Source organism: Chryseobacterium sp. KACC 21268 (assembly GCA_028736075.1).
Classification (GTDB): Bacteria; Bacteroidota; Bacteroidia; order Flavobacteriales; family Weeksellaceae; genus Epilithonimonas.
The window spans coordinates 215,603-239,585 of record CP117875.1 but is presented as its reverse complement, the minus strand read 5'-3'; the positions used below and the strand labels follow the sequence as shown (position 1 = coordinate 239,585).

The 23,983-nt window shown below is 38.3% G+C and carries 25 protein-coding genes, 1 tRNA gene and 1 pseudogene; 11 read left to right on the top strand and 16 right to left on the bottom strand.

The window, feature by feature from the left end:
• Nucleotides 1-84, top strand: a tRNA-Leu gene (locus PQ459_01205).
• A 524-nt stretch (nt 85-608) separates the two neighbouring features.
• Nucleotides 609-2,030, top strand: coding sequence for a D-xylose transporter XylE (gene xylE / locus PQ459_01200; protein ID WDF47112.1), 1,422 nt, complete (start codon nt 609-611; stop codon nt 2,028-2,030).
• Nucleotides 2,031-2,116: 86 nt separating this feature from the next.
• On the opposite strand, the gene PQ459_01195 is transcribed toward xylE, so the two are convergent.
• From PQ459_01195 to PQ459_01175, 5 genes are all read right to left on the bottom strand, one after another.
• Nucleotides 2,117-2,965, bottom strand: a complete 849-nt coding sequence (locus PQ459_01195) for a neutral zinc metallopeptidase (protein WDF47111.1) — start codon at nt 2,963-2,965, stop codon at nt 2,117-2,119.
• Nucleotides 2,966-3,151: 186 nt separating this feature from the next.
• The gene (gene ribH, locus PQ459_01190; protein WDF47110.1) at nt 3,152-3,637 is read right to left on the bottom strand and encodes a 6,7-dimethyl-8-ribityllumazine synthase; all 486 of its coding nucleotides are present in this window, start codon (nt 3,635-3,637) and stop codon (nt 3,152-3,154) included.
• A 13-nt stretch (nt 3,638-3,650) separates the two neighbouring features.
• Nucleotides 3,651-4,355 carry a tetratricopeptide repeat protein gene (locus tag PQ459_01185; GenBank protein ID WDF47109.1) on the bottom strand — a complete coding sequence of 235 codons (705 nt, stop codon included), beginning with the start codon at nt 4,353-4,355 and terminating at the stop codon, nt 3,651-3,653.
• A 78-nt stretch (nt 4,356-4,433) separates the two neighbouring features.
• The gene (locus PQ459_01180; GenBank protein ID WDF47108.1) at nt 4,434-4,970 is read right to left on the bottom strand and encodes an adenine phosphoribosyltransferase; all 537 of its coding nucleotides are present in this window, start codon (nt 4,968-4,970) and stop codon (nt 4,434-4,436) included.
• Between the two features lie 9 nt (nt 4,971-4,979).
• Nucleotides 4,980-6,143: an NTF2-like N-terminal transpeptidase domain-containing protein gene (locus tag PQ459_01175; protein WDF47107.1), complete on the bottom strand. Its 1,164-nt coding sequence runs from the start codon at nt 6,141-6,143 to the stop codon at nt 4,980-4,982.
• Nucleotides 6,144-6,293: 150 nt separating this feature from the next.
• Between PQ459_01175 and PQ459_01170 the strand changes: the two genes are divergently transcribed.
• The 4 genes from PQ459_01170 (at nt 6,294) to PQ459_01155 (ending at nt 8,742) form a co-directional block, all read left to right on the top strand.
• Nucleotides 6,294-6,725 carry an RNase adapter RapZ gene (locus PQ459_01170; protein WDF47106.1) on the top strand — a complete coding sequence of 144 codons (432 nt, stop codon included), beginning with the start codon at nt 6,294-6,296 and terminating at the stop codon, nt 6,723-6,725.
• A gap of 64 nt (nt 6,726-6,789) precedes the next feature.
• A complete protein-coding gene (locus PQ459_01165) occupies nt 6,790-7,503 on the top strand; it encodes a sugar phosphate nucleotidyltransferase (protein WDF47105.1) in 714 nt (237 codons plus the stop codon).
• Complete coding sequence (locus PQ459_01160) at nt 7,500-8,210, top strand: TIGR00730 family Rossman fold protein (protein WDF47104.1); 711 nt, start codon at nt 7,500-7,502, stop codon at nt 8,208-8,210. The genes PQ459_01165 and PQ459_01160 overlap by 4 nt, the downstream gene beginning before the upstream one ends.
• 58 nt (nt 8,211-8,268) lie before the next feature.
• The gene (locus PQ459_01155) at nt 8,269-8,742 is read left to right on the top strand and encodes a M penetrans family 1 protein (GenBank protein ID WDF47103.1); all 474 of its coding nucleotides are present in this window, start codon (nt 8,269-8,271) and stop codon (nt 8,740-8,742) included.
• Nucleotides 8,743-8,786: 44 nt separating this feature from the next.
• Here the strand turns inward: PQ459_01155 and PQ459_01150 are convergent, their stop codons facing one another.
• The 10 genes and pseudogenes from PQ459_01150 to PQ459_01105 all read right to left on the bottom strand — a co-directional run bounded on the left by PQ459_01150 (nt 8,787) and on the right by PQ459_01105 (nt 18,316).
• The gene (locus tag PQ459_01150; GenBank protein ID WDF47102.1) at nt 8,787-9,110 is read right to left on the bottom strand and encodes a helix-turn-helix domain-containing protein; all 324 of its coding nucleotides are present in this window, start codon (nt 9,108-9,110) and stop codon (nt 8,787-8,789) included.
• A 2-nt stretch (nt 9,111-9,112) separates the two neighbouring features.
• Nucleotides 9,113-9,372, bottom strand: a pseudogene (locus tag PQ459_01145) (type II toxin-antitoxin system RelE/ParE family toxin).
• A 100-nt stretch (nt 9,373-9,472) separates the two neighbouring features.
• Complete coding sequence (locus tag PQ459_01140) at nt 9,473-10,210, bottom strand: sulfite exporter TauE/SafE family protein (GenBank protein ID WDF47101.1); 738 nt, start codon at nt 10,208-10,210, stop codon at nt 9,473-9,475.
• A complete protein-coding gene (locus PQ459_01135; protein WDF47100.1) occupies nt 10,201-10,650 on the bottom strand; it encodes a FixH family protein in 450 nt (149 codons plus the stop codon). The genes PQ459_01140 and PQ459_01135 overlap by 10 nt, the downstream gene beginning before the upstream one ends.
• Before the next feature lie 10 nt (nt 10,651-10,660).
• On the bottom strand, nt 10,661-12,112 hold the full coding sequence (gene ccoG, locus PQ459_01130; protein ID WDF47099.1) for a cytochrome c oxidase accessory protein CcoG: 1,452 nt from the start codon (nt 12,110-12,112) through the stop codon (nt 10,661-10,663).
• Between the two features lie 110 nt (nt 12,113-12,222).
• Nucleotides 12,223-13,107 (bottom strand): c-type cytochrome, encoded by an 885-nt coding sequence (locus PQ459_01125; protein ID WDF47098.1) that lies wholly within the window; start codon nt 13,105-13,107, stop codon nt 12,223-12,225.
• Nucleotides 13,108-13,126: 19 nt separating this feature from the next.
• A complete protein-coding gene (locus PQ459_01120) occupies nt 13,127-13,324 on the bottom strand; it encodes a CcoQ/FixQ family Cbb3-type cytochrome c oxidase assembly chaperone (protein ID WDF47097.1) in 198 nt (65 codons plus the stop codon).
• A 12-nt stretch (nt 13,325-13,336) separates the two neighbouring features.
• Complete coding sequence (gene ccoN / locus PQ459_01115; GenBank protein WDF47096.1) at nt 13,337-15,622, bottom strand: cytochrome-c oxidase, cbb3-type subunit I; 2,286 nt, start codon at nt 15,620-15,622, stop codon at nt 13,337-13,339.
• A gap of 15 nt (nt 15,623-15,637) precedes the next feature.
• Nucleotides 15,638-15,826 (bottom strand): cbb3-type cytochrome oxidase assembly protein CcoS, encoded by a 189-nt coding sequence (gene ccoS, locus PQ459_01110; protein WDF47095.1) that lies wholly within the window; start codon nt 15,824-15,826, stop codon nt 15,638-15,640.
• A 111-nt stretch (nt 15,827-15,937) separates the two neighbouring features.
• Nucleotides 15,938-18,316 (bottom strand): heavy metal translocating P-type ATPase metal-binding domain-containing protein, encoded by a 2,379-nt coding sequence (locus PQ459_01105; protein WDF47094.1) that lies wholly within the window; start codon nt 18,314-18,316, stop codon nt 15,938-15,940.
• 95 nt (nt 18,317-18,411) lie between these two features.
• Between PQ459_01105 and PQ459_01100 the strand changes: the two genes are divergently transcribed.
• From PQ459_01100 to PQ459_01080, 5 genes are all read left to right on the top strand, one after another.
• On the top strand, nt 18,412-19,125 hold the full coding sequence (locus tag PQ459_01100) for a Crp/Fnr family transcriptional regulator (GenBank protein WDF47093.1): 714 nt from the start codon (nt 18,412-18,414) through the stop codon (nt 19,123-19,125).
• Nucleotides 19,126-19,231: 106 nt separating this feature from the next.
• Nucleotides 19,232-20,047, top strand: a complete 816-nt coding sequence (panB, locus tag PQ459_01095) for a 3-methyl-2-oxobutanoate hydroxymethyltransferase (GenBank protein ID WDF47092.1) — start codon at nt 19,232-19,234, stop codon at nt 20,045-20,047.
• Between the two features lie 73 nt (nt 20,048-20,120).
• On the top strand, nt 20,121-20,984 hold the full coding sequence (locus PQ459_01090) for an alpha/beta fold hydrolase (GenBank protein WDF47091.1): 864 nt from the start codon (nt 20,121-20,123) through the stop codon (nt 20,982-20,984).
• Nucleotides 20,981-21,307: a hypothetical protein gene (locus tag PQ459_01085; protein ID WDF47090.1), complete on the top strand. Its 327-nt coding sequence runs from the start codon at nt 20,981-20,983 to the stop codon at nt 21,305-21,307. Before PQ459_01090 ends, PQ459_01085 begins: the two co-directional genes overlap by 4 nt.
• A gap of 9 nt (nt 21,308-21,316) precedes the next feature.
• Nucleotides 21,317-22,015 carry an RNA pseudouridine synthase gene (locus tag PQ459_01080; GenBank protein ID WDF47089.1) on the top strand — a complete coding sequence of 233 codons (699 nt, stop codon included), beginning with the start codon at nt 21,317-21,319 and terminating at the stop codon, nt 22,013-22,015.
• A 58-nt stretch (nt 22,016-22,073) separates the two neighbouring features.
• Here PQ459_01080 and PQ459_01075 read toward each other — a convergent pair whose 3' ends face one another.
• Complete coding sequence (locus tag PQ459_01075; protein WDF47088.1) at nt 22,074-23,948, bottom strand: T9SS type A sorting domain-containing protein; 1,875 nt, start codon at nt 23,946-23,948, stop codon at nt 22,074-22,076.
• Between the last annotated feature and the right edge of the window lie 35 nt (nt 23,949-23,983).

Sequence of the window (23,983 nt, the reverse complement as noted above, 5' to 3'; positions counted from 1 at the left end):
GCCCTGGTGGTGGAACTGGTAGACACGCAGGACTTAAAATCCTGTGTCCGTAAGGACGTACGGGTTCAAGTCCCGTCTGGGGTACAAAATAGCCTTGATAATCGAATGATTGTCAAGGTTTTTTGTTTTATTACTTCTCAATTCTAGTACTTAATCTAAGTATATTTCTTTTATATTTATCTACAGTTGTTGAAAAATACAAATGTGGAGGAGGAGATATTATTCGATTAAATAGTATAATCGGCCTGTTGCAAGTGAAATTTGTAGAAATGTAAATTTGAAAAATGCCCAATAATCCCCGAAATTATAGGTCTTATCATATTTAAGGAAGTCTTTTCTACAAGTTATATATTATTCCTTAAGTAATAAAAATGAGTGAGATGCTAGATTTTTATTACAAGACCTTAACATTAAATTTAAATTAATTTCACTGAAGAACATTATTAATTGATAATATTTCTATCTTAAAGCCATTGTTTTTTACATAAGAATACTATTAATTGTATTAGAGTAATAAAGTTTCTGACTGATTTTCATCAATCTAATAATTAATCAAGTGTCTATTGTAATATTTCGGTAATTTCATTTTAAATTTATCAAATACGACTATGCAAATAATAGATTCTGGTCCAAAATACTCTTCCGGGACAAAGGCGCAGATCAATATGCTGTACGTTACTGTACTCACGTTGGTTGCCACTTTGGGAGGACTTTTGTTTGGTTATGACACCGCCGTGATTTCCGGAGCCGAGAAATCGATTCAAGACTATCTGATCATTCCATTAGGCTTGAGTGCACTGGCACACGGAGCGACCATTTCGAGTGCGTTGATTGGATGCATCATCGGTGGCGCTGTTTCCGGAATGATCTCTACAAAGCTGGGGAGAAAAAAATCATTGATGCTTTCTGCATTTTTGTTCTTCATCAGTGCTTTAGGAGCCGCGTATCCTGAATTTTTATTCTTCAAACATGGCGAACATTCGATGGGTGTTTTGTTGGCATTTAATTTTTACAGGATCATTGGTGGAATCGGTGTAGGATTGGCTTCGGCGGTCTGTCCGATGTACATTGGTGAGATTGCGCCTGCAGAAATACGTGGAAAATTAGTGTCTCTTAATCAATTTGCCATCATATTCGGGATGCTTGTGGTTTACTTCGTTAACTGGGGAATCGCAAGTGGGCAAACCGTAGAATGGATCAACGAAGTAGGATGGAGATATATGTTTTTATCACTGACAATTCCGTCTGCGCTCTTCGGAATTCTATTGTTCTTCGTCCCTGAAACGCCACGTTATCTGACTTTTATTAATAGAGATGGAGAGGCGCTTAAAATTTTAACTAAAATTAATGGTGAAGCCCGCGGAAGAGAAATTTTCTCGGAAATAAAAAGTACTGTTGTTGAACATAAAAGTGTAATTTTTGCCTTCGGTAAGACCGTGATCATTATCGGGATCTTACTTTCAGTTTTCCAACAATTTGTGGGTATTAATGTGGCATTATATTACGCACCAAGGATTTTCGAAAGTATGGGTGTTCACAAAGATTCATCGATGTTACAAACTGTTGTGATGGGATTGGTGAATGTTATATTTACTGTTATCGCCATTTTCACGGTAGATAAGTGGGGAAGAAAACCATTGTTAATAGTAGGATCTATAGGGATGGCGATTGGAATGTTTGCCATTGCAATTTTATCTTATTATCAGATTATTGGAATTGCCACTTTGGTCTTTATCATCGTTTATACGGCTTCATTTATGATGTCTTGGGGACCAATTTGCTGGGTTTTGATCTCTGAAATTTTCCCTAATAAAATCAGAGGGAGTGCCATTGCAATTGCTGTTGCTGCACAATGGGCCGCAAATTATTTAATTTCATCTACTTATCCTTTTATGATGGAATTCAGTGGTGCATTTACCTATGGATTTTATGGTGTGATGAGTGTTCTGTCCCTATTCTTCGTATGGAAATGGGTTCCTGAGACCAAAGGAAAATCTCTTGAGGAGATTGAAAAGGTTTGGGAGAAATAAAAGTTAGGCATTTAATTTAAATGAAAAAACCACTGAATGACAGTGGTTTTTTGATATCTCTAAAATAATTTAATGAATATAAAAATTTATCTCAAAAGCGCATCGAAGGTATCACCTTGTCTGATGTCGCCAGAATTGTAACCTTTCATAAACCATTCTTCTCTCTGTGCAGAAGAACCGTGTGTAAAGCTTTCTTGGTTCACATAACCTTGCGCTCTCTTCTGAATGTTATCATCGCCAACGGCCGCTGCAGCGCTCATCGCTTGTTGGATGTCGCCAGGTTCTAATATTTTCTCGCGGTTGTCGGTTTGTTTTGCCCACAATCCGGCGTAGAAATCCGCTTGAAGTTCTGTAGCGACGGAAACCTTGTTCATTTCAGATTCAGAATATCGTCCTCTTAGTTGATTTACTTTTTGAGTGGTTCCTAATAAGGTTTGAATGTGATGTCCATATTCGTGACCTAAAACGTAAGCTACCGTGAATTGTCCCACCTTGGCTCCAAACTTCTGCTGAAGCTCGTTGAAGAAACTCATATCCATATAGATGGTTTGGTCCGCCGGACAATAGAAAGGTCCCATTTCTGATTGGGCAGCTCCACAACCGGATTGTGTTCCATTTTCAAAAAGAACAACTTTGGCCGGTTTGAATTGCATACCATTTTCCTGAAAGATTTTATTCCAGGTTTCTTCATTAAGAGCAGTGGTCATATTTACAAATTCTCCTATGCTAAGTTCTTCTTTGGAGAGTTGTCTTTGCTCGGTCTGTTGTGATGAAGATGCGCCGTTGTTTAAAATAGCTGACGGATCTCCTCCTAAAAAGAAGACAATTGCCGCAATGATGATCGTGCCCAATCCTCCGCCGACCAGCATTCCGCCTCCGCCACCTGAGCCACGTCTGTCATCGAAGTTGCCACTTCTGTCGTTTGTCCATTTCATCTTGTAATATTTTGTGTTTTAAAATTAATACTTTCTTTTTGATATCTATGCAAATTTTTTTGAATCTCAATTATTAATAGCCCTGATGGAAACGGCATCCTTTTTTTGCGGCTGGAATTTAGCTTTGGAAAAAAAAGATACAGTGGACAGCAGGAAATAGCTCCTAAAAATTTTAAGACATCAATTCTAATTCGAATTCTTGTTGAAGTCTATCATTTTCAAAGCGGTCACGGCTGCTTCTACACCTTTGTTTCCGAGACTTCCGCCGCTTCTCGCGATGGATTGTTCTTTGTTATCATCTGTCAAAACGCAGAAAATAGCTGGTGTGTCGGTCAGAATGTTACAGTCCTTGATGCCTTGCGTCACGCCGGAACATACGAACTCGAAGTGAGGTGTTTCGCCGCGGATGACGTTTCCAATCGCTATCACGGCAGCAAATCTGCCAGAGCGGCAAAGTTTCATTGTCGCAAAACTCAATTCGAACGCGCCGGGAACGTAGTGGATGTGAATGTTCTCTTCCTTGATGCCTTCGGCTTTCAGGGTTTCCAAAGCGCCGTTTCGAAGGTTGTAGGTGATGAAGTCGTTCCACTCAGAAACAACAATGCCGATTGAATATTCATCGGCATTGGAAATGTTGAGCGGTTTGTAATCTGAAAGATTTACAGTAGCCATATTTTTTTATATTTTAATAATATTTTGTCATTTCGATAAATGCATCGGATTGACCGTTGTCATAATCCTGATATTTCTCGTCGATCGCTGCGAAATATTTTTTAGCATCTGCATTTTTCTTAAGTGCCAAAGCCAACATTCCTGCTTTCTTTGTGAAATAGTAAGAGGTGTAAGCGTCGTCTGAAGCAGAAGAAGCTTTGTCTGCCATTGCCAGCGCATCGTCGCTTTTGTTCAGGTTAGAAAGACAGTCTGCCATTGCACCATATTTAAGCGCCACCAAAACTTTGTTTCCAGAGCTGAATTTGTCCAATAGATCGTAAGCTTTCTGATAGTTTCCTTTTTTGAACTCGATCAATCCAGCGTTGTAAGCTGCCAATTTACCAGCTTTTGTACTTCCGTATTGGTCAAACGTTCCCAAGAATCCTGGGTTTGCAACAGATTTTCCACCAAGAGCAAGGTCTTCTTTTCCTTCTGCCAAATTCTTCTGAGCAGAGAGGTAGCTTTTAGTAGCTTCTTCGTTTTTAGGACCAAGAATGAACTGCTGATAACCGAACCAGCCTAAAACTGCAACGATCAAAATACCGAAACCAATGCTCAACACTTTGGCATTTTTTTCTAAAAAGCCTTCGATGTTAAGTGCTTCTTTATCAAGGTCTCTAAAGAATTCTACAGTTTCTTTTCCTTCTTGTTCGTTTTTTTTGTTATGTAGATCTGCCATAATTTTTTAGTAAATGAAGTGCAAATTTAATGTTTTAGTTTTGATTTGCAAAAATTCTTTTTTTAGTACGAAAATTCTTTAATAATTGAGGATAGAATAGACTTCTGCCCCAAATTTTGATAATCTTTCTTCGCCGTTCAATTCTTTTAAATCAATCAAAAAACTGAATTGTGTTGGGATTGCACCTTGTTTTGCAACTAATTTCGCAGCAGCTTCCGTCGTTCCGCCTGTTGCCAAAAGGTCGTCGTGAATCAAAACGCGTTGACCTTCTTTAAGATGTCCCGTTTTCATCTCGATTTCTGCTGAGCCATATTCGAGGTCATATTTTTCACTGATGAATGGCGGCGGCAATTTTCCTGCTTTTCTGATGAGTACAAAAGGAACATCCAAAGCGACAGCGATTGCAATTCCGAAAAGGTAGCCGCGGCTTTCGATTCCGCAAACGACGTCAATTTTTCCACGGCTGAACTCTGCAAGGTCTGCAATCACTTCTTCATATAGTTTTGGCTGAAGGAAAATGGGACAGATATCTTTGAATTGGATTCCCGGAATTGGAAAATCTGGGATGTTTTCTATGGTTTGTTCTAGTTTGTGGATGAGTTCTGCTGACGCCATTATTTATTTTTAATTGTTGATTTTGTAGGTTGTGATTTTCCAGGTGTTGTTGACCGCTTTCAAACCGTAAGTGACATTCAGGGAAGAAACTTTTCCATTTTTGTCTGTCACGTCGTAGGTGACGTTTACATTGGCTGAATTGTCTTTGTTATATGGAACTGCAATATTTTTCACATTGATATTCTTCACAGAACCGAAACCGGAATTTGGATTTGAGAATTTGTCGTAAGAACCCCAATTTGGATTATCCGCAGCATCAAAGGCCGCTTTGAAGTTCTGAGTAGAAAGGTTATTCAAAAATTTGGTCACTGTGGCTTTTGGGTCAGCTGTATTTTTCACAGGCGCTGGCGGTGGAACCACAGTTTCTCCAGTTTGAGGGTCAATTTGTGGTGGCGGCGCCTGAATCGAATCTGAGACAACCGGAGCTGGCGGTGTGTAAAGTGCTTGACCATTGACTGGAACACCCATTTTTATCATCTGCAAAAGCTTCTTGGTTGTTTTTACAGATAGTTTGATATCGATTTTATCTTCGAAGATTTTTTCTCTCGGAAGTGATGAATACTTGATGGTGAAACCTCGGAAAGCTGGGTCTTGCATTAGGTTTTTAGACTTTGAGATTTTAGTTCCGCCGCTGGAAATTTCCATAATGGTCTCCAATGCTGCGCCTTCAAATTCCACTTTTCTACCGTTGTTGTCAAGAAGTTGAGGAATGATGATTAAGCCTTTTGAACCTGTCAAACTGTCGCCGGCGATATTTCTTACCACGACGTTCAAAGCAGCTGCGTCGATGTCATTAGGGTCTTTTTCTGATGCGGTGACATTGCCGAAGATATTCATTTCTCCAAGACTTGGTGGCGCTGTACTGCTCCAGGTGATATTATTTTTTTGAGCCACTTCATCGGCCATTTTGAAGATGTCTTCTGTTTTTTTACCATTTAGAAGTTTTCCAAGTGCAGTAATCTCAGCAATGTCGCCGTCAGCTTCTACACCAAAAGTTTTTAGGATATAAAGTGCTTCATTGAATTTCACCTGTTTCAAAGTCGGTAAGCTGGAAGCCATATCGTTGATACTTTCCTGAAAGCTCATTCTGTTGCTGCCGTCCACTTTTGTTTTTTTGCAGCTGACTGTGAAAATCAATAAACTTATTAATAGACAGTATTTTATGAATTTCATTTTAATTGTGATTTATTTTTAAAAGTAAGAAATTAGTTTGATTTTTCCGTCCTCACATCAATTAATATGCAAAATTAAATTTTAAATTCATAATACTCAGATTTTTGAAAGAAAATTAAAAAAAGTAACTTTACGGAAAAATTAGATTTAATGCAGAACAAACTCCATATAGAGATTCATAGTTTTTCTTATAAAAAAGGCGGCATCCCAAAAGATAACACCGAAAACGGCGGTGGTTTCGTCTTCGATTGCCGAGGAATTTTGAATCCTGGAAGAATAGAAGAGTACAAAATACAAACAGGAAATGACAGTGGTGTTCAGGAGTTTTTGGAAACTAAAACTGAAATGCCAAATTTCTTAAATTCCATTCAATCATTAATATCAATCAGCATTGACAATTATTTAAGCCGAAATTTTGAACATCTTCAAATCAATTTTGGTTGCACAGGCGGACAACATCGCTCGGTTTATTCAGCAATCAAAACGGCTCAATTTATTAAAGAAAAATATCCTGAGGCGGAAGTTTCAGTTCATCACGACGAACAATTACACCTTAATTTATCATCGATAAGCGATAATTGATATTTGATTTTTTATCTCCAATTATTCAATCATTTATCAAATTATTATTTATCATTTATAAAATATGAAAGCATTAATATTTGCTGCAGGAAAGGGAACTCGACTGAAACCTTTCACTGACGAACATCCGAAAGCTTTGGCAAAAGTCAACGGCGTTCCACTTCTAGAAAGAAATATCAAATACCTTCAAGGTTTCGGAATCAATGATTTTGTCATCAATATTCACCATTTCGGAGGACAGATTCTGGCTTTCCTGGCTGAGAATGACAACTTCGGCGCGAACATCGAAATCTCAAACGAGCACGAAGAACTTTTGGAAACTGGTGGCGGATTACTTTTCGCAAAGAGATTCCTTGAGAATGAGAAGTCATTTTTGATAATGAATGTCGATATCCTAACAGACCTCAATATCAGCAACTTCATCAGATTACACGAGACCAAAGGTGCAATGATTACTTTGGCCGTTTCTGACAGAGACAGTTCCAGAAAACTGATGTTCAATGATAAAATGTTTTTGAAAGGTTGGAGAAATCTTCAAACCAATAAAAAGACAGTCGTTGGCGGGATTTTCAAATTGAGAGAATTGGCTTTCAGCGGCGTTCATTGCGTGAATTCTGAGATTTTTGATAAATTCACAAGAACCGGAAAATTCTCCATTATGGATGAATATATGGAATTGATGAAAGAAGATATCATTGTTGGTTATCAGCACACTTCAAACTTAGTCGATGTTGGAAGACCAGAATCTATTGTAGAAGCAGAAAGAATTTTCAGATGATAGAACAGGACGACGACAAAAGATTGCAGGAAAGTCTGCGTCAGAAAACCTGGGACGAGACCATTACTAAGGACAGCTGGATGGTTTTCCGCGTGATGTCCGAATTTGTGGACGGATACGAGAAAATGGCTAGAATTGGACCTTGTGTTTCCATCTTCGGTTCTGCTAGATTGAAGGAAGATAATTACTACTACAAAATGGCGGTTGACATTGCGAAGAAAATCACGGAAATCGGTTTTGGTGTCATCACTGGAGGAGGACCTGGAATAATGGAAGCCGGAAACAGAGGTGCGAACGGACACGGAAAATCCATAGGTTTGAATATCGAATTACCTTTTGAGCAACACTTTAATCCGTACGTTGACAAAGGTTATAATATCAATTTTGATTATTTTTTCGTTAGGAAAGTAATGTTTGTCAAATATTCCCAAGGTTTCGTGGTGATGCCTGGCGGATTTGGAACCTTGGACGAATTGTCGGAAGCTTTGACCTTAATTCAGACCAATAAAATAGGGAAGTTCCCAATCGTTTTGGTTGGAAGTGAGTTCTGGAGCGGATTGCTGGATTGGTTCAAAGGCACATTGTTGAAAGAAGGTTTGATTGCCGAGAAAGACCTCGAGCTTTTCCGAGTTGTAGATACTGCGGAAGATGCGGTGGCGCATATCAAAGCGTTCTATGACAAATACTCAGTAAGTGTGAATTTCTAGGACGTGGCATATAATTTGACCATAATCAATAGTAAAAGTTATTAAATATTACAATAAAATGAAAAAATCAATACTCATATTGTCTCTAGGAATCTTGCTGGTTGGGCTTTTTAGCTTTACAGCATTGGATTTCTTTTCATCAATGACCAAAGTGGATTACATCGACGGAACCAAAACTTTGAAGTTCACAACGAAGCTAAACACTGGTCACATCTCTCAAGCCGTGAAAATTGACCCGGCAACAGCAGGATTTGAAGCTGAAGTGAAAAAGTATGTGAACAATAATGTGGATGTTGCCATCAACGGTACTGCGAAACAATTGACTTTCACAGGAAGTCAGGTCAACGGCGAATCTGTTTGGGTTTACTATGAAGCGAGTGGCGTTTCTGATATTTCAAGTTTGAAAATCAAGAACAGTATTTTGATTGGACAATTTCCGAAACAGGTCAACATTGTGAATATCACTTATAAAGGTGCTTTGAAGACACTCAATTTCCAGAAAGGAAAAGAAACTTCGGAAGTCACTTTCTAAAAAATTAAAATCGGTCGAATGGCCGATTTTTTTTATGTTTAGATTTAATAAGCTAATTTCTTGTCATTCAATTCTACATTGAAATTAACTTTTGCTCCTAGTGCATCAAATACTTTTAAAATGGTTTCAAACCTCGCATTTTTGACGCTGTTTTCAATTTTTGAAATTTGAGCTTTCTGAACGCCAACCAAATTCCCCAGTTGCTCTTGTGTCAGATTACGCTCTTGTCTTGCTTGTTTGATGGCTTGTCCTAATAAATCTATTTTTAATTCATTTTCGAATACTTCGCGTTTCTCTGTTCCCTTAGTTCCAATGTGCTTATCTATCAAGCTATCTAAAGAAACTGTTTTATATTTTTTGTCCGACATAACTATTTGTATTTTAAGTATTGCTTTCTTATTTCTTCTGCTTTTTTGATTTCTTTCGCTGGTGTCTTTTGAGTCTTTTTCAAAATTCCGTGCGTTGCTACGACCAACGTATCCTTTCCATTTAATTTGTCCCAAAAGGATTGTCTGTGACTATTTGTGCTTTTCTCAAATTATAATAAATTTTTTCTCGTGCTTTTTCATCCAAATCATCTAAAAACTGCACAGCCTCAGGTAACAACTCGATATCGAATTTTGGTTTCATTCATTTGTTTTTCTCAAAGGTAGGTGTTTCCCAATAAGGAAACAAATATTTGCTGAACAATTGTGATTTATGACTATTTAAATCTTACAGTAAAATTTAATTAATGACAATTTGTATGGTCCGTATGAAAACCATCTGTAGAGTGATTGACGTGCAAAGATTCGGAATGTGGGGAAACGTACGGAATTCCTAGTTCCAAGCCTCTTAAAACAAACAATCCACCCAGGATTATCATCATCACTGGAATGACTTTCAATATTCTTACTCGGAAAGCTGTGGTGATGAAATTCCCCAAGTAAACAACGGCAAACATAAACGGAAAAGTGCCCAATCCAAAAAGGAACATAAAGAGCGAACTTTGCCAGATTCCGCCGGCTGCGAGAGAAGCCGTCAAAGCCATATAGACCATTCCGCAAGGTAGAAGTCCATTCAGGATTCCTGTTGCGAAACGTGATTTGTAATCGGGACGCTGTAGGATTTTCCCAAGTTTCATTTTGACATTCAGTAAAGCTCTTGAAACAAATGGGATTTTGGCGGCGAAGTCTTTTCCTCCGAATGAGAAAATCGCCATTACAATCAATAAAACTCCGACCAAAACAGTTAGATATTTTTGAAATCCAGCCAACTCAAAACTTTGACCGATGATGCCCAGGATTCCGCCAAGAATAGAGTAGGTGAGAATCCTTCCAAATTGATAGGTGAGATTTTGAAGATAGAAGTTGGCCTTCTGGTTCTTCGTCAATCCCATTGAAAGTGCAATTGGTCCGCACATACCGATGCAATGGAATCCGGATGCGAATCCCAAACCAATGGCCGATATGATGAGTGCTACTTCCATAAGATGTCATAATCCACCTGATAAGGTTTCTTATTTTCTGTCCATTTTAGCTTTAAAGTGTAAGAACCTTTCGAGATGACTTTGGCAGGAATCAAGAAAAGATTGTGTTGCAAGGTCACTTCTTTTTTTACATCCAGATTGGAATCTTCGGTTCTGAACAAAACGAAGTTGACAGTGTTCTCATCCACTTTTATCGTTTGAGGAAATGTAATCAATATGCCTTCTGCGGTAGATTTGTATGTCGGTGTCTGCTCGAGTTTTGCTGCATTATTTTTCGCATCGATGATATCCTGATACTGAAGTTCTTCTTCGTAGTAATTATTGGAAATCATTTCCGCATTCTGTTTTCCCATCGGAAATATAAATATCAGAAAGAGGATGAAAAGGATGAAACAACCAAGTGCAATGGCCAATCCGTGTCCCCAATTTAGATTTTTCATTTTTTATTAATTAAAATTGAAATTTGAACGGCCCTTCAAAATAAGTGCTGTAAGAATCCAACAGTTCTCCATTCATATCATAAACGCCCAGTTCCAGATTTTGTTTTGACAGTTTGATCTGACTTTCCGGGAAACTCACATTGATGGTTCCTTTGATCATCGCATCTCTTTTCATAATGATCCTGTTAGAAGTTCCAGATGAGATCTCACCATTTTTCGGTTCAATGATCTTGATGATAACTGTTCTGTTCTCGTTGGATTTATTAAGGAACGTATAATTGTAAGTGTTCGTAATTTTTCCGTCTCTCACGAAGAAAGTGGATCCAGGAGGTTTCAGGAATTTCGCTTCCATCTCGCCTCTGTTGTAGAGCAATCCACCTAAGAAACCAATCAGAACCAGCAATACAACGCTGTAAGCTTTCATTTTTCCAGAGAATTTGAAGTTCTGTTGTGCCTCGATTTCTTTTTCGGAGGCGTAACGGATCAATCCAGGTGGAAGGCCAACTTTTACCATCACTTCATCACAAGCATCGATACAAGCGGTACAGTTCACGCATTCCATTTGTAGACCATCACGGATATCGATTCCAGTTGGACAAACGACAACGCACTGTTTACAGTCGATACAGTCGCCCTTTCCTTCAGCTCTTCTGTCTTCGCCTTTTTTCCATTTAGCGCGGTTTTCTCCTCTTTTATAATCGTAAAAAACGTTGATGGTCTCTTTATCGATCAAAACACCTTGAAGTCTTCCGTATGGACAAACCATTGTACAAACCTGCTCTCTGAACCAAGCAAACACAAAATAGAATGCCGCCGTGAAAAGAATCATTACCAAGAAATTGGTTGGTTTTTCAAAAGGACCTTGTTGCATTATTTTTAGAACTTCCTCATATCCGACGATGTACATAAACATAATGTGGGTAATGATAACGGAAATCAGAAGAAAAATAAACCACTTCAAAGAACGCTTCCAGATCTTCTCTGTATTCCATTCCTGGTTGTCGAGTCTCATTTGTTTGTTTCGGTCACCTTCTATCGCATATTCTATTTTACGGAATATCATTTCTAAAAAGATAGTTTGAGGACAAATCCATCCACAAAATATCCTTCCGAAAACCACGGTAAAGATGATGATAAATATTAATGAAACAATAGCGCCCAATGCCAGGATAAAGAAGTCCTGAGGATAAAATGGTTGCCCAAGAATAAAGAATTGACGTTCTATGATGTTGAATAATAGAACTGGATTTCCATTGATCTTCAAAAATGGAACAGCAAAGTAAATTGCTAATAGTAAGATACTTACCAGAACTCTGTAATTGGTAAATTTTCCTTTAGGTTTTCGTGGAAATACCCATTTTCTTTTACCGGTATTATCCATTGTCCCTACAGAGTCTCTGAATGTTTCAGCTTCTACGACCCAGCTTTCCGCCTCGTTGTATTTTTTTTCTGTAGTACTCATAATATTTAGATAAAAAAAAGAGATTGTCCTGAGAATGAACAGTGTACTATTCATTTTCAAATACCATTCCGAAGCGGATGATATTCTTTGACAATCTCTTTTGTATGATATTATTTAGCTTTTTCCCAGTTGGCCTCAGTTCCTTGTGGAGCTGCGCCACCTTGTGCAGGTGTAATAGGAGCCTGCTCTTGGTTGATGTGGTAAACATATGCTGCCACTTGCTGGATCTCAAATCCAGATACTACACCATTCTTACCCCAAGCCTGCATTGTAGGGTTATTTGTACTTCCATTCTCAACCATATAGAACACATTTTTGAATAATGTTTTCTCTGGTTGGTTGATCCAGAAATTATCTGTCAAGTTAGGTCCAATACCACCTTTTCCACCTTCTCCGTGACAAGACACACAGTTGGTTTCGAAAACAGCTTTTCCAGCTTCTACATTATCCTCAGAGAATACTGCAGTTTCGATAGTTGGCTGAGTTACAGTTGCCATATATTCGTTGATAGCAGCAGTCTGCTCTCTGTATTCCTGCTCATATTCTTTGTAAGGATGAGCAAAATCTGTCAAGAAATAAGATGAAACATAAAGGATACAGTAAGCTACACCAAAATAGAAAAGACCTAACCACCATTTAGGAAGCTGATTGTCAAGTTCCATAATGCCATCAAATCCGTGATCGATAAGGATATCTTTCTCTTCTTTTTCTGATTGGCTTTTGAAAGCACCATTCCAAAGATATTGGAAATAAGGAACTTTTTTCTCCGCAAGATATGTTGCTTTCTCAGTATCTGTTAGCTTTTTGAATTTTTCATTTTCTATCAGGTCCCCAATTGCACCTTGGATGAATACCACCACAATACTGATCAACGCTGTTCCAAGGAAAAACTTTGTGGACAGGAAATCTGATGTTTGGGTAAACATGTAAAAAACTATAATTAGTAATCCTAAAACGATCGGAATATTAATATAAGCAGGTGTTCTTCTTTTCATGATTAATTATCTTTTTTAATTACAAAGTAAATCTATCGTCCTCATCATCTTTTTCCAAAGGTGCATTTTCTTCTTCTTTGTAATATTTTTTTGGTCTGTTGATCACAACATAAACCATTACCACGAAGAACAAAATAAAGATGAGCATTGCAATGGTCTGAAACAAACCTGCATTTTCCACATTGGAGACGATGTCTTTAAAACTTTGCGGAATCATTTTATTTTAAATTTAATTACTAGCTGTTTTTACTTCTGTCGTTTTGATATCAGTTCCTAATCTCTGCAAGTATGCGATCAAGGCAACGATCTCTCTTTTTTCAAGTGGAACAAATTGCTCGCCATCTTTCGCTTTGTTCGCTTTCGCTTCTGCAAATGATGTTTTCACGTCAGCTGCTTCAGAGAATACATTTTTAACGATGACACTCGCTTGATTGTTCATCCAAGTATCCATAGAGTCGATTTGAGCTTTTGTATATGGAACATCGTAAGTGTTCTTCATCAATTCCAATTTAGCTTTCGTCTTGCTTCTGTCGAGTGTATTTTCTATCAACCAAGGGAATCTTGGCATGATGGAACCTGCAGAGGTCGATCTTGGATTGTACATATGTTTGAAGTGCCAAGAATCTGGTCTTGCGCCACCTTCTCTCTGTAAATCCGGACCTGTTCTTTTAGATCCCCAAAGGAATGGCCTGTCATAGATATATTCACCAGCTTTGGAATACTGTCCGTTTTTACCATTGAATCTTACAACTTCATCTCGGAAAGGGCGGATCATCTGCGAGTGGCAAGAGTTACAACCTTCTCTGATATAAAGATCTCTACCTTCTAATTCCAATGGTGAATAAGGCTTCACGGCTGAAATTGTAGGGACGTTGTCTTTTACGAATATGGTCGGCAAGATCTCTAATGATCCACCAATTGCAACTGCAACGAATGATAATATTGATAAGTATAATGGCGTTCTCTCCAACCAAAGGTGGAAGGTTTCGCCTTCTTTTCTTCCTTTGTTGATTTTTGCCAATGCAGGAACTTCTACCGGAACTTCTTTTTGGAAAGATCCTTTTCTAGCGGTTGCAATTAAGTTTACAACCATAAGTACTGCTCCAGAAAAATATAGGAATCCACCTAGGAATCTCAGTTTAAAGAATGGCAAGATCGCAGTTACGGTATCCAACCAGTTTTTGTACATCAAAGTACCGTCTGGGTTGAACTGTTTCCACATCAAACCTTGTGTGAATCCAGCGATATACAAAGGAACTGCGTAGAAAATGATCCCGAATGTTCCTAACCAGAAATGCCAGTTAGCTAGTTTTACAGACCAAAGTTTGGTTCTCCACATAATTGGAACTAAATAATAGATAACTCCAAAGGCCATAAATCCGTTCCAGCCAAGTGCACCTAAGTGAACGTGACCGATTACCCAGTCTGTAAAGTGACCTACTTTGTTTACGGTTTTGGTTGCCAAAAGTGGTCCTTCAAAAGTAGCCATACCGTAACAAGTTACAGCTACGACAAAGAATTTAAGAACCGGATTTTCTCTTACTTTATCCCAAGCTCCTCTCAAAGTCAATAGACCATTTAGCATACCTCCCCAAGATGGTGCGATAAGCATAATAGAGAAACCTGTTCCTACAGCCTGAGCCCAAGCTGGTAGAGAAGTATATTGTAAGTGGTGAGGACCTGCCCAGATATAGACGAAAATCAACGACCAGAAGTGAATAATCGATAGTTTGTAGGAGAAAACTGGTCTGTCTGCCGCCTTAGGAACGAAGTAGTACATCATCCCAAGAACTGGCGTCGTTAAGAAAAATGCTACCGCATTGTGACCATACCACCATTGTACCAAGGCATCTTTCACACCTGCGTAAGCAGAATAGGATTTCCATCCTGTGAAGGATAAAGGAACTTCTAAGTTATTGAAGATGTGAAGCATAGCTACTGCAACCCAAGTTCCGATGTAGAACCAGATCGCCACATACAAATGCCTTACTCTTCTTGTTGCTACTGTAGCAAACATATTGAAACCAAAGATCAACCAAACAACCGTGATCAAAATATCGATTGGCCACTCGTGCTCTGCGTATTCTTTGGAAGTGTTGATTCCCATTAAGAAAGTGATCAGTGTCGTTACCAACATCAACTGCCATCCCCAGAAATGAACCCAAGATAGAGTGTCGCTCCACATTCTGGTTTTCAACAATCTCTGCATAGAATAGTAAAATCCTGCAAAGAAGCTGTTCCCCACAAATGCGAAAATTACGGTGCTCGTATGCATCATTCTAATACGCCCAAATCCGAAAGCACCTTGAGAATCAATAAGTCCCTGCATTCCACCGGTTCTTAGCGATTGGATTGTCGGGTCATCAGTTCCCAGGAAAAATTCTGGTAATTCAGGGTAAAATAGCAACAACGCAGCCGTCAGTCCTAATAAAAAACCTAATAAACCGAAAACGACCGTCGCGATAAGAAAAGCGCGAACAATACCGTTGTCATAACTAAATTTTTGTGTTTCCATATCTACAAATAGCAATTATTCTTTATCATTTTTGTCAGGAGTTTCTGTCTCCTCTTCTGTCTTCACCTCGTCATCAAATAAGATTCTGACGGCAGGCGATTCATCGTCTTCAAACTGTCCTTTTTTAGCACCAATAATAAAAATTACTAGGAAAATAACAGCTAAAGAAACGCTGCAGATAATCATCAAATAGAGAATCTCCATAACTGCGACAAATTTAAGGTAAAAACAGTCGTCAAATTTAGTGAAAATTACTGACTTTGGTCAGAATGGTGCAAATATGGATAATTTATAATCGCTCTAAATAAGGGCGTTCTAAATGTTTATCCTGAAGTATTTGGAACTTCGAAGCCAGGTTGAAAGTGTCGTGAATGTAACGACGGTGACAGAACTCAACGGCATAAAAATCGCGGCAAAAAGTGGATGCATATGTCCGGAAACCGCAAAGCTGACACCCACAACATTGTAACACAAACTAATTATGAATGTGATTTTTACAATCGTAATCGCATCCTTCGCGAGTGCTAGGAATTTATCCAGATCTGGGATTTTTTCACCATTCATGATCACGTCGGATGATGGCGTGAAAGAATTGCTGTCGTCCGAAATCGCAATTCCGACGTTGCTCTGTTTTAAAGCGCCGGCGTCATTCAATCCGTCGCCGAGCATCGCCACTTTTTGTCCTTTGTCCTGAAGTTCCTTGATGAAGTCCAGTTTGTTTTCCGGATTTTGATTGAATTTCATCTCCGAAACATTTGGAATGAGTTTTTCCAAAATCGATTTTTCTGAAGGATTGTCGCCACTCAGAATATTGATCTTATAATTTTTTAAATGGCTGAAAAGTGTAGAAAGATTGCTTCGGTATTCATTTTTGAAAGTGAATTTTCCAATGATATGTTCATCTTTTTTAAGGTAAACCGCTGTTTCTAAATCTTGGGATTTTTCACCTGTAAAAGTCGCTGAACCAATTTTGTAGGTCGCACCACGAACTTTCCCCTGATAACCTTTTCCCGAAATCTCAACAAAATCTTCGACTTCAAAATAATCATCATTCACCTCAATGAAATTGTAAAGTGATTTAGAAAGTGGATGATTTGAGTTTTTAAGTAAAGACTTGATATTCTTCAAATCAAAATCTTCAATCTCAGTTCCGAAATAATTGATGTTCGATTTTTTACTTTCGGTAATGGTTCCCGTCTTGTCAAAAACCAAAGTGTCGATTTTCGCCAGTCTTTCAATCGTCAAAGTGTCTTTTACGTAGAAATTATTCCGACCTAAAATCCTCATAATGTGACCAAAAGTAAATGGTGCCGATAAAGCCAAAGCACACGGACAAGCTACAATTAAAATCGCAGAAACCACCTGGAACATTTTCTCCATATCAATTCTGGCCCAATAGATTCCAGCAAGAAGTGTGATGCCTAAAATAATGAATGTGAAGTATTTACTAATGGTGTTCGTTAAAGTATCAAGTCCAGTTTCAAATTTTTTGAAGGCTTCCTTATTCCAAAGTTGAGTCAGGTAACTTTGGTCAACACTCTTGATAACTTCAAGTTCCAGAATTGAACCCGACTGTTTTCCACCGGCAAAAATCTTGTCGCCAGGTTTTTTGGAAATATGCGCAGATTCTCCTGTGATAAAACTATTGTCGATATTACCTTCGCCTTTTATCAAAATAGAATCTACAGGAATGATTTCCTGATTTCTGACCATAATTCTATCGCCAACAGCCAATTCGGAAAGCAAGATATTTTCCTGTTTTCCATCAAAATCGACTTTGGTCACTGCGATAGGGTAGAAAGATTTGTAATCTCTGTCGTAAGAAAGCGTGTTGTAAGTTCTTTTCTGAAAGGTTTTCCCAAGCAGCATAAAGAACAATAATCCACAAAGTGTATCGAAATAACCTGGGCCATAATCGGTTACGACCTCATAGATGCTTCTGCCGTAAAGCACGAAGATTCCCAACACAATTGGAACATCAATGTTTATGATCTTATTCTTCAAACCGTACCAAGCGGATTTGTAATAATCTGAAGCTGAATAAAATACAACTGCTGTAGCAAACAAAAACAAAAGAACCCGGAACAGATGTTTGTAAGAATGGAACCAAACGTCCTCTCCCGAAACATATTCTGGGAAGCTAAAAAACATTCCGTTTCCGAAAGCAAATCCGGCAACCGCCAATTTGATAAGAAGACTTTTGTCTAGTTTATCGTGTTTTTTCTCAGCCGTTTCGAGGTTGATGATGGGTTTGTATCCAAGATTGGTCAGGAATTTTGCCAGTTCACTTAATTTCAATTCCTCTTCTTTGAAGGAAACCTGAAGTGTTTTTCTGGTGAAATTGACCTGAGAATATTTGATTTTCTTGTTGATGGTGTGAAGACTTTCCAAAAGCCAAATACAAGAAGAACAGTGGATTACCGGAATTTTGAAGGTCACAAGCGTCGTGCCGCCTTCGGAGAAATCTATCACTTTGTTGAAGATTTCGGGCGTGTCGAGATAGTCGAATTGTGAATTGTTTTCGTTGCTAGGTCTTATCCCAGAACGCTTGTTGATATTGTAAAAATTGTCAAGATTATGAACGTTCAGAATTTCATAAACCGATTGGCAACCGTTGCAGCAAAATAATTTTTCATCAAAAAGAATTTGTTCCTTATCGATATTTTGCCCGCAGTGAAAACATTGTTCTGCCATTAAAAATTACTCAGATATTTGGATTGCAAAATTACGGCAAAAATATTGGTATGTAGCGTTAAAAAGTCTTATTTTTGCTGACAAATGTCATAGGTATGTCTCTTGAACAACAATTGGTTATAGAAGAAAATTTCTCGAAAGCTTTCCATAAAGATTCTTTGCGCGAAAGTCTTAATTCTACAGATTTTGAAGTATATGAAAAAGCGTTAAAAGTTTTGGAATTCTCAAAAGGTGATGTGGTTTTCGACGATGGCGAGTCGCCGAAAGGTGTCTATTTTATCGAAAAAGGAACTGCAAAATTATCCAAGTCAGGTGTTTATGGGAAAGATCAAATTTTGAGATTCTGCAAAGAAAATGATTTGATCGGTTACCGCTCTTTGCTTTGTGGGGAAAATTTCCAGGCAAAAGCAGAAGCAATGACACCTATGAAAGTTCAGTTTTTACCTTCCGATGTATTCTTGCATTTGTTGGAGGTCGATTCCAAATTGTCCTACGCAATGCTTCAAAAAATCGCTTACGAATTAGGCGAATCTGCGAACACTGTGACCTTCCTTGCACAGAAAACAGTGAGAGAAAGATTAGCAGAGATCCTTATTTTGTTGGAACAAAAACTGGGAACTGATCCAGAAGGATTCATCAAAATTTCTTTGACGAGAGAGGAAATCGCCAATCTAATCGGAACCGCTACAGAAAGTGCGATCCGACTGATCTCAGAATTCAAACAAGATGACCTGATCTCTGTGGAAGGACGAAACATCAAGATCCTAAATCGCGACAAACTGATCAAACTTGGTCACGTTGTTATATAAATGATAATCGATGAGCGATCAATGATTTGCAATTCATCGTTCTGAATTTATTATCAATCATTTCATTTTTTAATCAATTATCACTTATAATTTATCATTCATAATTATGTCTGTACATTCAGAAATAAAAAAGATCACTACCGAGACCTTGCGAAAAATGAAATTCGATAAGGAAAAGATCACAATGCTAACAGCTTACGATTTCACAACAGCGAAAATGGTGGATGCTGGCGGCGTAGATTCTATTTTGATAGGTGATTCTGCAGCGAACGTAATGGCTGGTTTTGAAACAACTTTGCCTATTACGCTCGACCAAATGATCTATCACACACAATGCGTAGTTCGTGGTGTAGAAAGAGCTTTGGTCGTAGCAGATCTTCCGTTCGGAACTTATCAAAGCAATCCGGAGAAAGCTTTGGAATCTGCAGTAAGAATGATGAAAGAAGGTGGCGCTCACGCTGTTAAGATCGAAGGTGGAAAAGAAATCGAAGAATCGATCAGAAGAATCATCAATGCGGGAATTCCGGTTTGCGGACATCTTGGTTTGACGCCTCAAAGTATTTATCAATTCGGAACCTATAAAGTACGAGCGAAAGAAGATGCGGAAGCTGAAAAACTGATTGCTGATTGTAAACTTTTGGAAGAACTTGGATGTTTCGCAATCGTTTTAGAAAAGATTCCTGCTGCACTTGCAAAGAGAGCTTCCGAAAGTATTTCGATTCCTACGATCGGGATTGGTGCTGGACCGGATTGTGATGGTCAAGTTTTGGTCTACCAAGATATGGTCGGGATGAATCAAGGGTTTTCACCGAAGTTCCTTAGAAGATATTTGGATCTTTATAGCGAGATCACTGGTGCAGTTTCGCAATATGTGAAAGATGTAAAAAGTGCTGACTTCCCGAGCGATAAGGAAAGTTATTAATAAAGATAAAAATAGATAATGCCCTTTCAGACCTCAAAACTTTGAAAGGGTTTTTAATTATAATTAAATAAGAATGATCCGGAAAATCTCTAAATTATTATCTTTTGTCGTGATCTTATCTTTAATTGTTTCGTGCGTTTGTCATCAAACCAAATTTGGAACGAGAACAGAGATCTACGACAAAAAAGATTCGTTGAGATCTTTAGCAAGAATCAAGGCAATCAAAAATCTTGATTATTCTGATTTCAAAGCTGGGAAATTTGATAATGGAAAAGTATCTGTAAATTATCGTTTTTTGAAACCTTCGAAAATCGAACAGGACAAGAAATATCCTTTGATATTAGTCTTCCACGGTTCTGGTGCAGTCGGGACGAACAATACTTCTCAAATGGGTGTTTTGTCGAAAATGTGGTTGACTCCAGAAAATCGGGAGAAATATCAGGCTTATATTTTGTCACCTCAGTTTCCGATCCGATCTTCCAATTATCATTTGGATGAAACCCGAAATGTGAAAGTTTCGGAGTCGAATGAACATTTGGATCTGGTTTTAAAGTCCATTGATTCATTAATTACAAAAGAAAATATCGACCCGAAAAGAATCTATGTTATGGGATTCTCGATGGGTGGCGCAACAACTTCGAACGCAATCTCCAAAAGACCTGATCTGTTTGCAGCGGCGATCAACGTTTCAGGGATTTCTCAGTTTGATAAAATAGATGAACTGACGAAAATGCCAATTTGGATTGTGCACGGAAGTTTGGATACGGACAATTTTCCTCAAAGCAATTTTAAGTTTTTTGACGAGATAAAATCCAAAGGGAACGTTTTCCTTTGGGAATATAAAGACAAATACCACAACAATATTCTCTCTGCCGAGTTGGTGGATGAGATTCCGAAATGGCTTTTTAAGCAAACTAAAAATAAAATTTACAAATGAAAAATTCTCAAACAATACAAGGTGTTTTATCTATTCTGGCATTGATCTGCCTCGCGGTAGGCTGGTTCAATTTATTTTCTCCGGAGATCACAGACTTGCTGTATCAAAGGTTCTTCTACATTTTGATAGGATTAAGTTTCATCTTTCAGGCGCAAACTTTTCTTAATCAAAAATTTGTTTATCTAATGTACATCGCTGCTGGATTGTGTATTGTCGGTGCATTCTTACCTTTCGATTCTCAATTTGCAAGGATCAAGACGATTGGGCTTTTTACGGGCGTGATTGTTTCGGTATTCAACAGACAAAGAATTTCTAGAGGTTAAGTTATAGTTATGAATCAGCATTTTTCTGAAGACCAGATCATCTTCGAAGACAATCATATGATAATCATCAACAAAAAAGCCGGACAACTCGTTCAGGGCGACAAGACTGGTGACCTGTCATTGTTGGAATTGATCAAAGAGTTCATCAAAAAAAGAGACGATAAACCAGGTAATGTTTTCCTAGGTTTGGTTCATAGGATTGACAGACCAACTTTAGGCTTGGTGATTTACGCCAAAACTTCGAAAGCTTTGACACGATTGACAGTGATGGTGAAAAATCGGGAGGTGAAAAAAACATATTGGGCGATCACAGCAAAAGAAATGATCCCAAAATCCCAAAGGCTTGTTCATTACCTACAGAAAAATGAGAAGACCAACAAAGCCACCGTTTTTGTAAAGCCGACCGATGGTGCGAAAGAATCGATTCTGACTTACACGGTCATCAAAACTTTGGACAATTATCAATTGTTGGAAATTGATTTGGAAACAGGTCGTCATCATCAGATCAGAGCGCAATTATCAAAAATAGGTGTTCCAATCAAAGGTGATTTGAAATATGGCGCGCCGCGTTCAAATCCGGATGGCGGGATTTCTCTCCACGCAAGAAAACTTCAGTTCATTCATCCAGTGACTAAAGAAGAAGTTGAAATCATAGCGCCAGTTCCGCAGAATGATGCGGTTTGGAAGGCATGTGAATCTTTCGAATAATAAAAAACGCCTTACAATTCGTGAGGCGTTTTTTATTACAATTATTTTGTTGATCAATTTATTCTTTGATGATTTTAATTGTTTCTGTTTTTCCAGAATTCAATTGAACTTTAAACAAATAAACTCCATTTTTTAAGAAGGAAACATTCAATTTTCCATTACTTGGTTTTTGTTCTTTTATCAATTGACCTGCAGTATTATAAATGCTGATGTTTTCTATGTCAGAAGAAGAGAAAGTTAAAATATCTTTTACCGGATTTGGTGAAAATGAAAAGTTAGATTTGGAAATATCTTCATTTGATAAAGTCGCACATTCTCCTGCAATGAAGAATACCGTTTGATAATCTAAAGCTTGCCAGCTATTTTCATCGGGAACTTTGAGGTACGCCTTTGAAAAATTAGTTCCTGTAGAAGTGACTTCCCAAAACGCCCCAAAATAGTTGTCTTTGGCAACAGGTTGCAACCAGTATTTTCCAGAAGATAAGGTAATAGATTGTGCAAGGTCTATCGTAACCTGATATACAAAACGACCGTCTTTTTCACCGATGATCAGCTGTTCTGTAGGAATGATATTTTCTATGGTCTGCAAGATTGCACCAGGAGAATTACTTTGGTCTTTTAAAATGTTAATTGAGAATCGTGGAGTTTCGTCACTTGCGATGATGTTCATCCTCAATTGTTTAATCGTAAAGTCGCCCGACAGTACAAAATCGTCAGCTACAGAGGAAGAACCTTCGGAAATATTATATGCTTGTTCATAGTTATTGCTATGTAAACCATCACCTTGGAAGCATGGAAAATTAGGTTCTGTTGCCACATAAGGCTCACCACATTTTATAGTCCTAACTCTAGTGTTTGCGTCCAGCGAGCAGCTGTTATTAGCGTGGGTATAAAATCTTACTATTTTATTTGCATCAGCTTTCCAAGTCACAGTCCCTGTTCCATAAGATAGAATTTGTGTCCCTTCTTCATTACCAATGGTGACCAGATCTGTACTGATTGAACTGGAAAAAGTGTAGTTTGTATTTTGAGTTACCTGGATCAAGGAATATTCTCCTGCCTGTCCTGCCGGAGCAATACCTTCAACAGTTGTGTTACAAGCTGGTATCACTGCGCTTACAGGATATTGTCCTCTTGGAGCTTCCAAGCATCCTTGTGTTGGTGGAGTTGGGTCGCCACATTTTATTGTCACAATTCTTGGTTCTGTTTCAAAGTCGGCAGCGCCACAATTTTCATCTAAATGTATGTATATGCGTACATAACCATCTGCTACTGCTGTCCATTGTACTTGTCCGGTTCCTTTTGCAATAGCTTTGGTTCCTAAATAATTTCCGATTGTAAGAAAGTCAGTGGATTCTGAACTTTTAAAAGTGTAAGTTATTCCTGCAGTCACCTGAACGTTGTTATAGCTTCCTGGATATGCAAAATCACTGATGACTTCTTCAAAACCGCTACAGAATGGCGTATAATCTATCCCCATACTTCCAAATGGAGATTCGATACAAGCCTCCACCGGCTCTGTGGGGTCATTTGGGTCTGGACCTGGGTCGCATTTTGCGGTTTTTCTTCTTAAGGTCGTTTGGCTTCCACATTGATTATCAGAATGAACATAGAATCTAATAATCTGATCAGAAGTAGGTTTGTATTCTAACTCACTGGTTCCAAATGATATTACAGTTGTGCCCGCTTCATCAGATAAGGTGATGAAATCTGTTGCAATGGAACTTTTAAAAGTATAGGTTCTGCCAGAATGTACTTGTACCGTAGAGAATGTCCCAGCTCTTGCAACGGTCGTGATATTTTGAAACTGGTTGTTGCAATAGATGTCAGCGGTTCCGTAAGGTTGCTGTCCGTTGACTGCAGTAAGGCATCCGCCTTGGGCATTTGCAAAGTAGGAGATGCAAACAAAAGCATAAAGTAGAATGTTCTTCATATTGATAATTTGACCAAAAATATGGATACAAAGAC

Bases quoted from the DNA above. Each gene is read 5' to 3' on its own strand.
- PQ459_01075 (WDF47088.1), bottom strand. From the start codon at position 23,948: ATGAAGAACATTCTACTTTATGCTTTTGTTTGCATCTCCTACTTTGCA.
- PQ459_01150 (WDF47102.1), bottom strand. From the start codon at position 9,110: ATGTCGGACAAAAAATATAAAACAGTTTCTTTAGATAGCTTGATAGAT.
- PQ459_01185 (WDF47109.1), bottom strand. From the start codon at position 4,355: ATGGCAGATCTACATAACAAAAAAAACGAACAAGAAGGAAAAGAAACT.
- PQ459_01160 (WDF47104.1), top strand. From the start codon at position 7,500: ATGATAGAACAGGACGACGACAAAAGATTGCAGGAAAGTCTGCGTCAG.
- PQ459_01090 (WDF47091.1), top strand. From the start codon at position 20,121: ATGATCCGGAAAATCTCTAAATTATTATCTTTTGTCGTGATCTTATCT.
- PQ459_01175 (WDF47107.1), bottom strand. From the start codon at position 6,143: ATGAAATTCATAAAATACTGTCTATTAATAAGTTTATTGATTTTCACA.
- ccoN (WDF47096.1), bottom strand. From the start codon at position 15,622: ATGGAAACACAAAAATTTAGTTATGACAACGGTATTGTTCGCGCTTTT.
- PQ459_01080 (WDF47089.1), top strand. From the start codon at position 21,317: ATGAATCAGCATTTTTCTGAAGACCAGATCATCTTCGAAGACAATCAT.
- PQ459_01125 (WDF47098.1), bottom strand. From the start codon at position 13,107: ATGAAAAGAAGAACACCTGCTTATATTAATATTCCGATCGTTTTAGGA.
- PQ459_01085 (WDF47090.1), top strand. From the start codon at position 20,981: ATGAAAAATTCTCAAACAATACAAGGTGTTTTATCTATTCTGGCATTG.
- PQ459_01105 (WDF47094.1), bottom strand. From the start codon at position 18,316: ATGGCAGAACAATGTTTTCACTGCGGGCAAAATATCGATAAGGAACAA.
- PQ459_01195 (WDF47111.1), bottom strand. From the start codon at position 2,965: ATGAAATGGACAAACGACAGAAGTGGCAACTTCGATGACAGACGTGGC.
- PQ459_01155 (WDF47103.1), top strand. From the start codon at position 8,269: ATGAAAAAATCAATACTCATATTGTCTCTAGGAATCTTGCTGGTTGGG.
- PQ459_01120 (WDF47097.1), bottom strand. From the start codon at position 13,324: ATGATTCCGCAAAGTTTTAAAGACATCGTCTCCAATGTGGAAAATGCA.
- ribH (WDF47110.1), bottom strand. From the start codon at position 3,637: ATGGCTACTGTAAATCTTTCAGATTACAAACCGCTCAACATTTCCAAT.
- PQ459_01140 (WDF47101.1), bottom strand. From the start codon at position 10,210: ATGGAAGTAGCACTCATCATATCGGCCATTGGTTTGGGATTCGCATCC.
- xylE (WDF47112.1), top strand. From the start codon at position 609: ATGCAAATAATAGATTCTGGTCCAAAATACTCTTCCGGGACAAAGGCG.
- PQ459_01170 (WDF47106.1), top strand. From the start codon at position 6,294: ATGCAGAACAAACTCCATATAGAGATTCATAGTTTTTCTTATAAAAAA.
- PQ459_01180 (WDF47108.1), bottom strand. From the start codon at position 4,970: ATGGCGTCAGCAGAACTCATCCACAAACTAGAACAAACCATAGAAAAC.
- PQ459_01135 (WDF47100.1), bottom strand. From the start codon at position 10,650: ATGAAAAATCTAAATTGGGGACACGGATTGGCCATTGCACTTGGTTGT.
- ccoG (WDF47099.1), bottom strand. From the start codon at position 12,112: ATGAGTACTACAGAAAAAAAATACAACGAGGCGGAAAGCTGGGTCGTA.
- panB (WDF47092.1), top strand. From the start codon at position 19,232: ATGTCTGTACATTCAGAAATAAAAAAGATCACTACCGAGACCTTGCGA.
- PQ459_01165 (WDF47105.1), top strand. From the start codon at position 6,790: ATGAAAGCATTAATATTTGCTGCAGGAAAGGGAACTCGACTGAAACCT.
- ccoS (WDF47095.1), bottom strand. From the start codon at position 15,826: ATGGAGATTCTCTATTTGATGATTATCTGCAGCGTTTCTTTAGCTGTT.
- PQ459_01100 (WDF47093.1), top strand. From the start codon at position 18,412: ATGTCTCTTGAACAACAATTGGTTATAGAAGAAAATTTCTCGAAAGCT.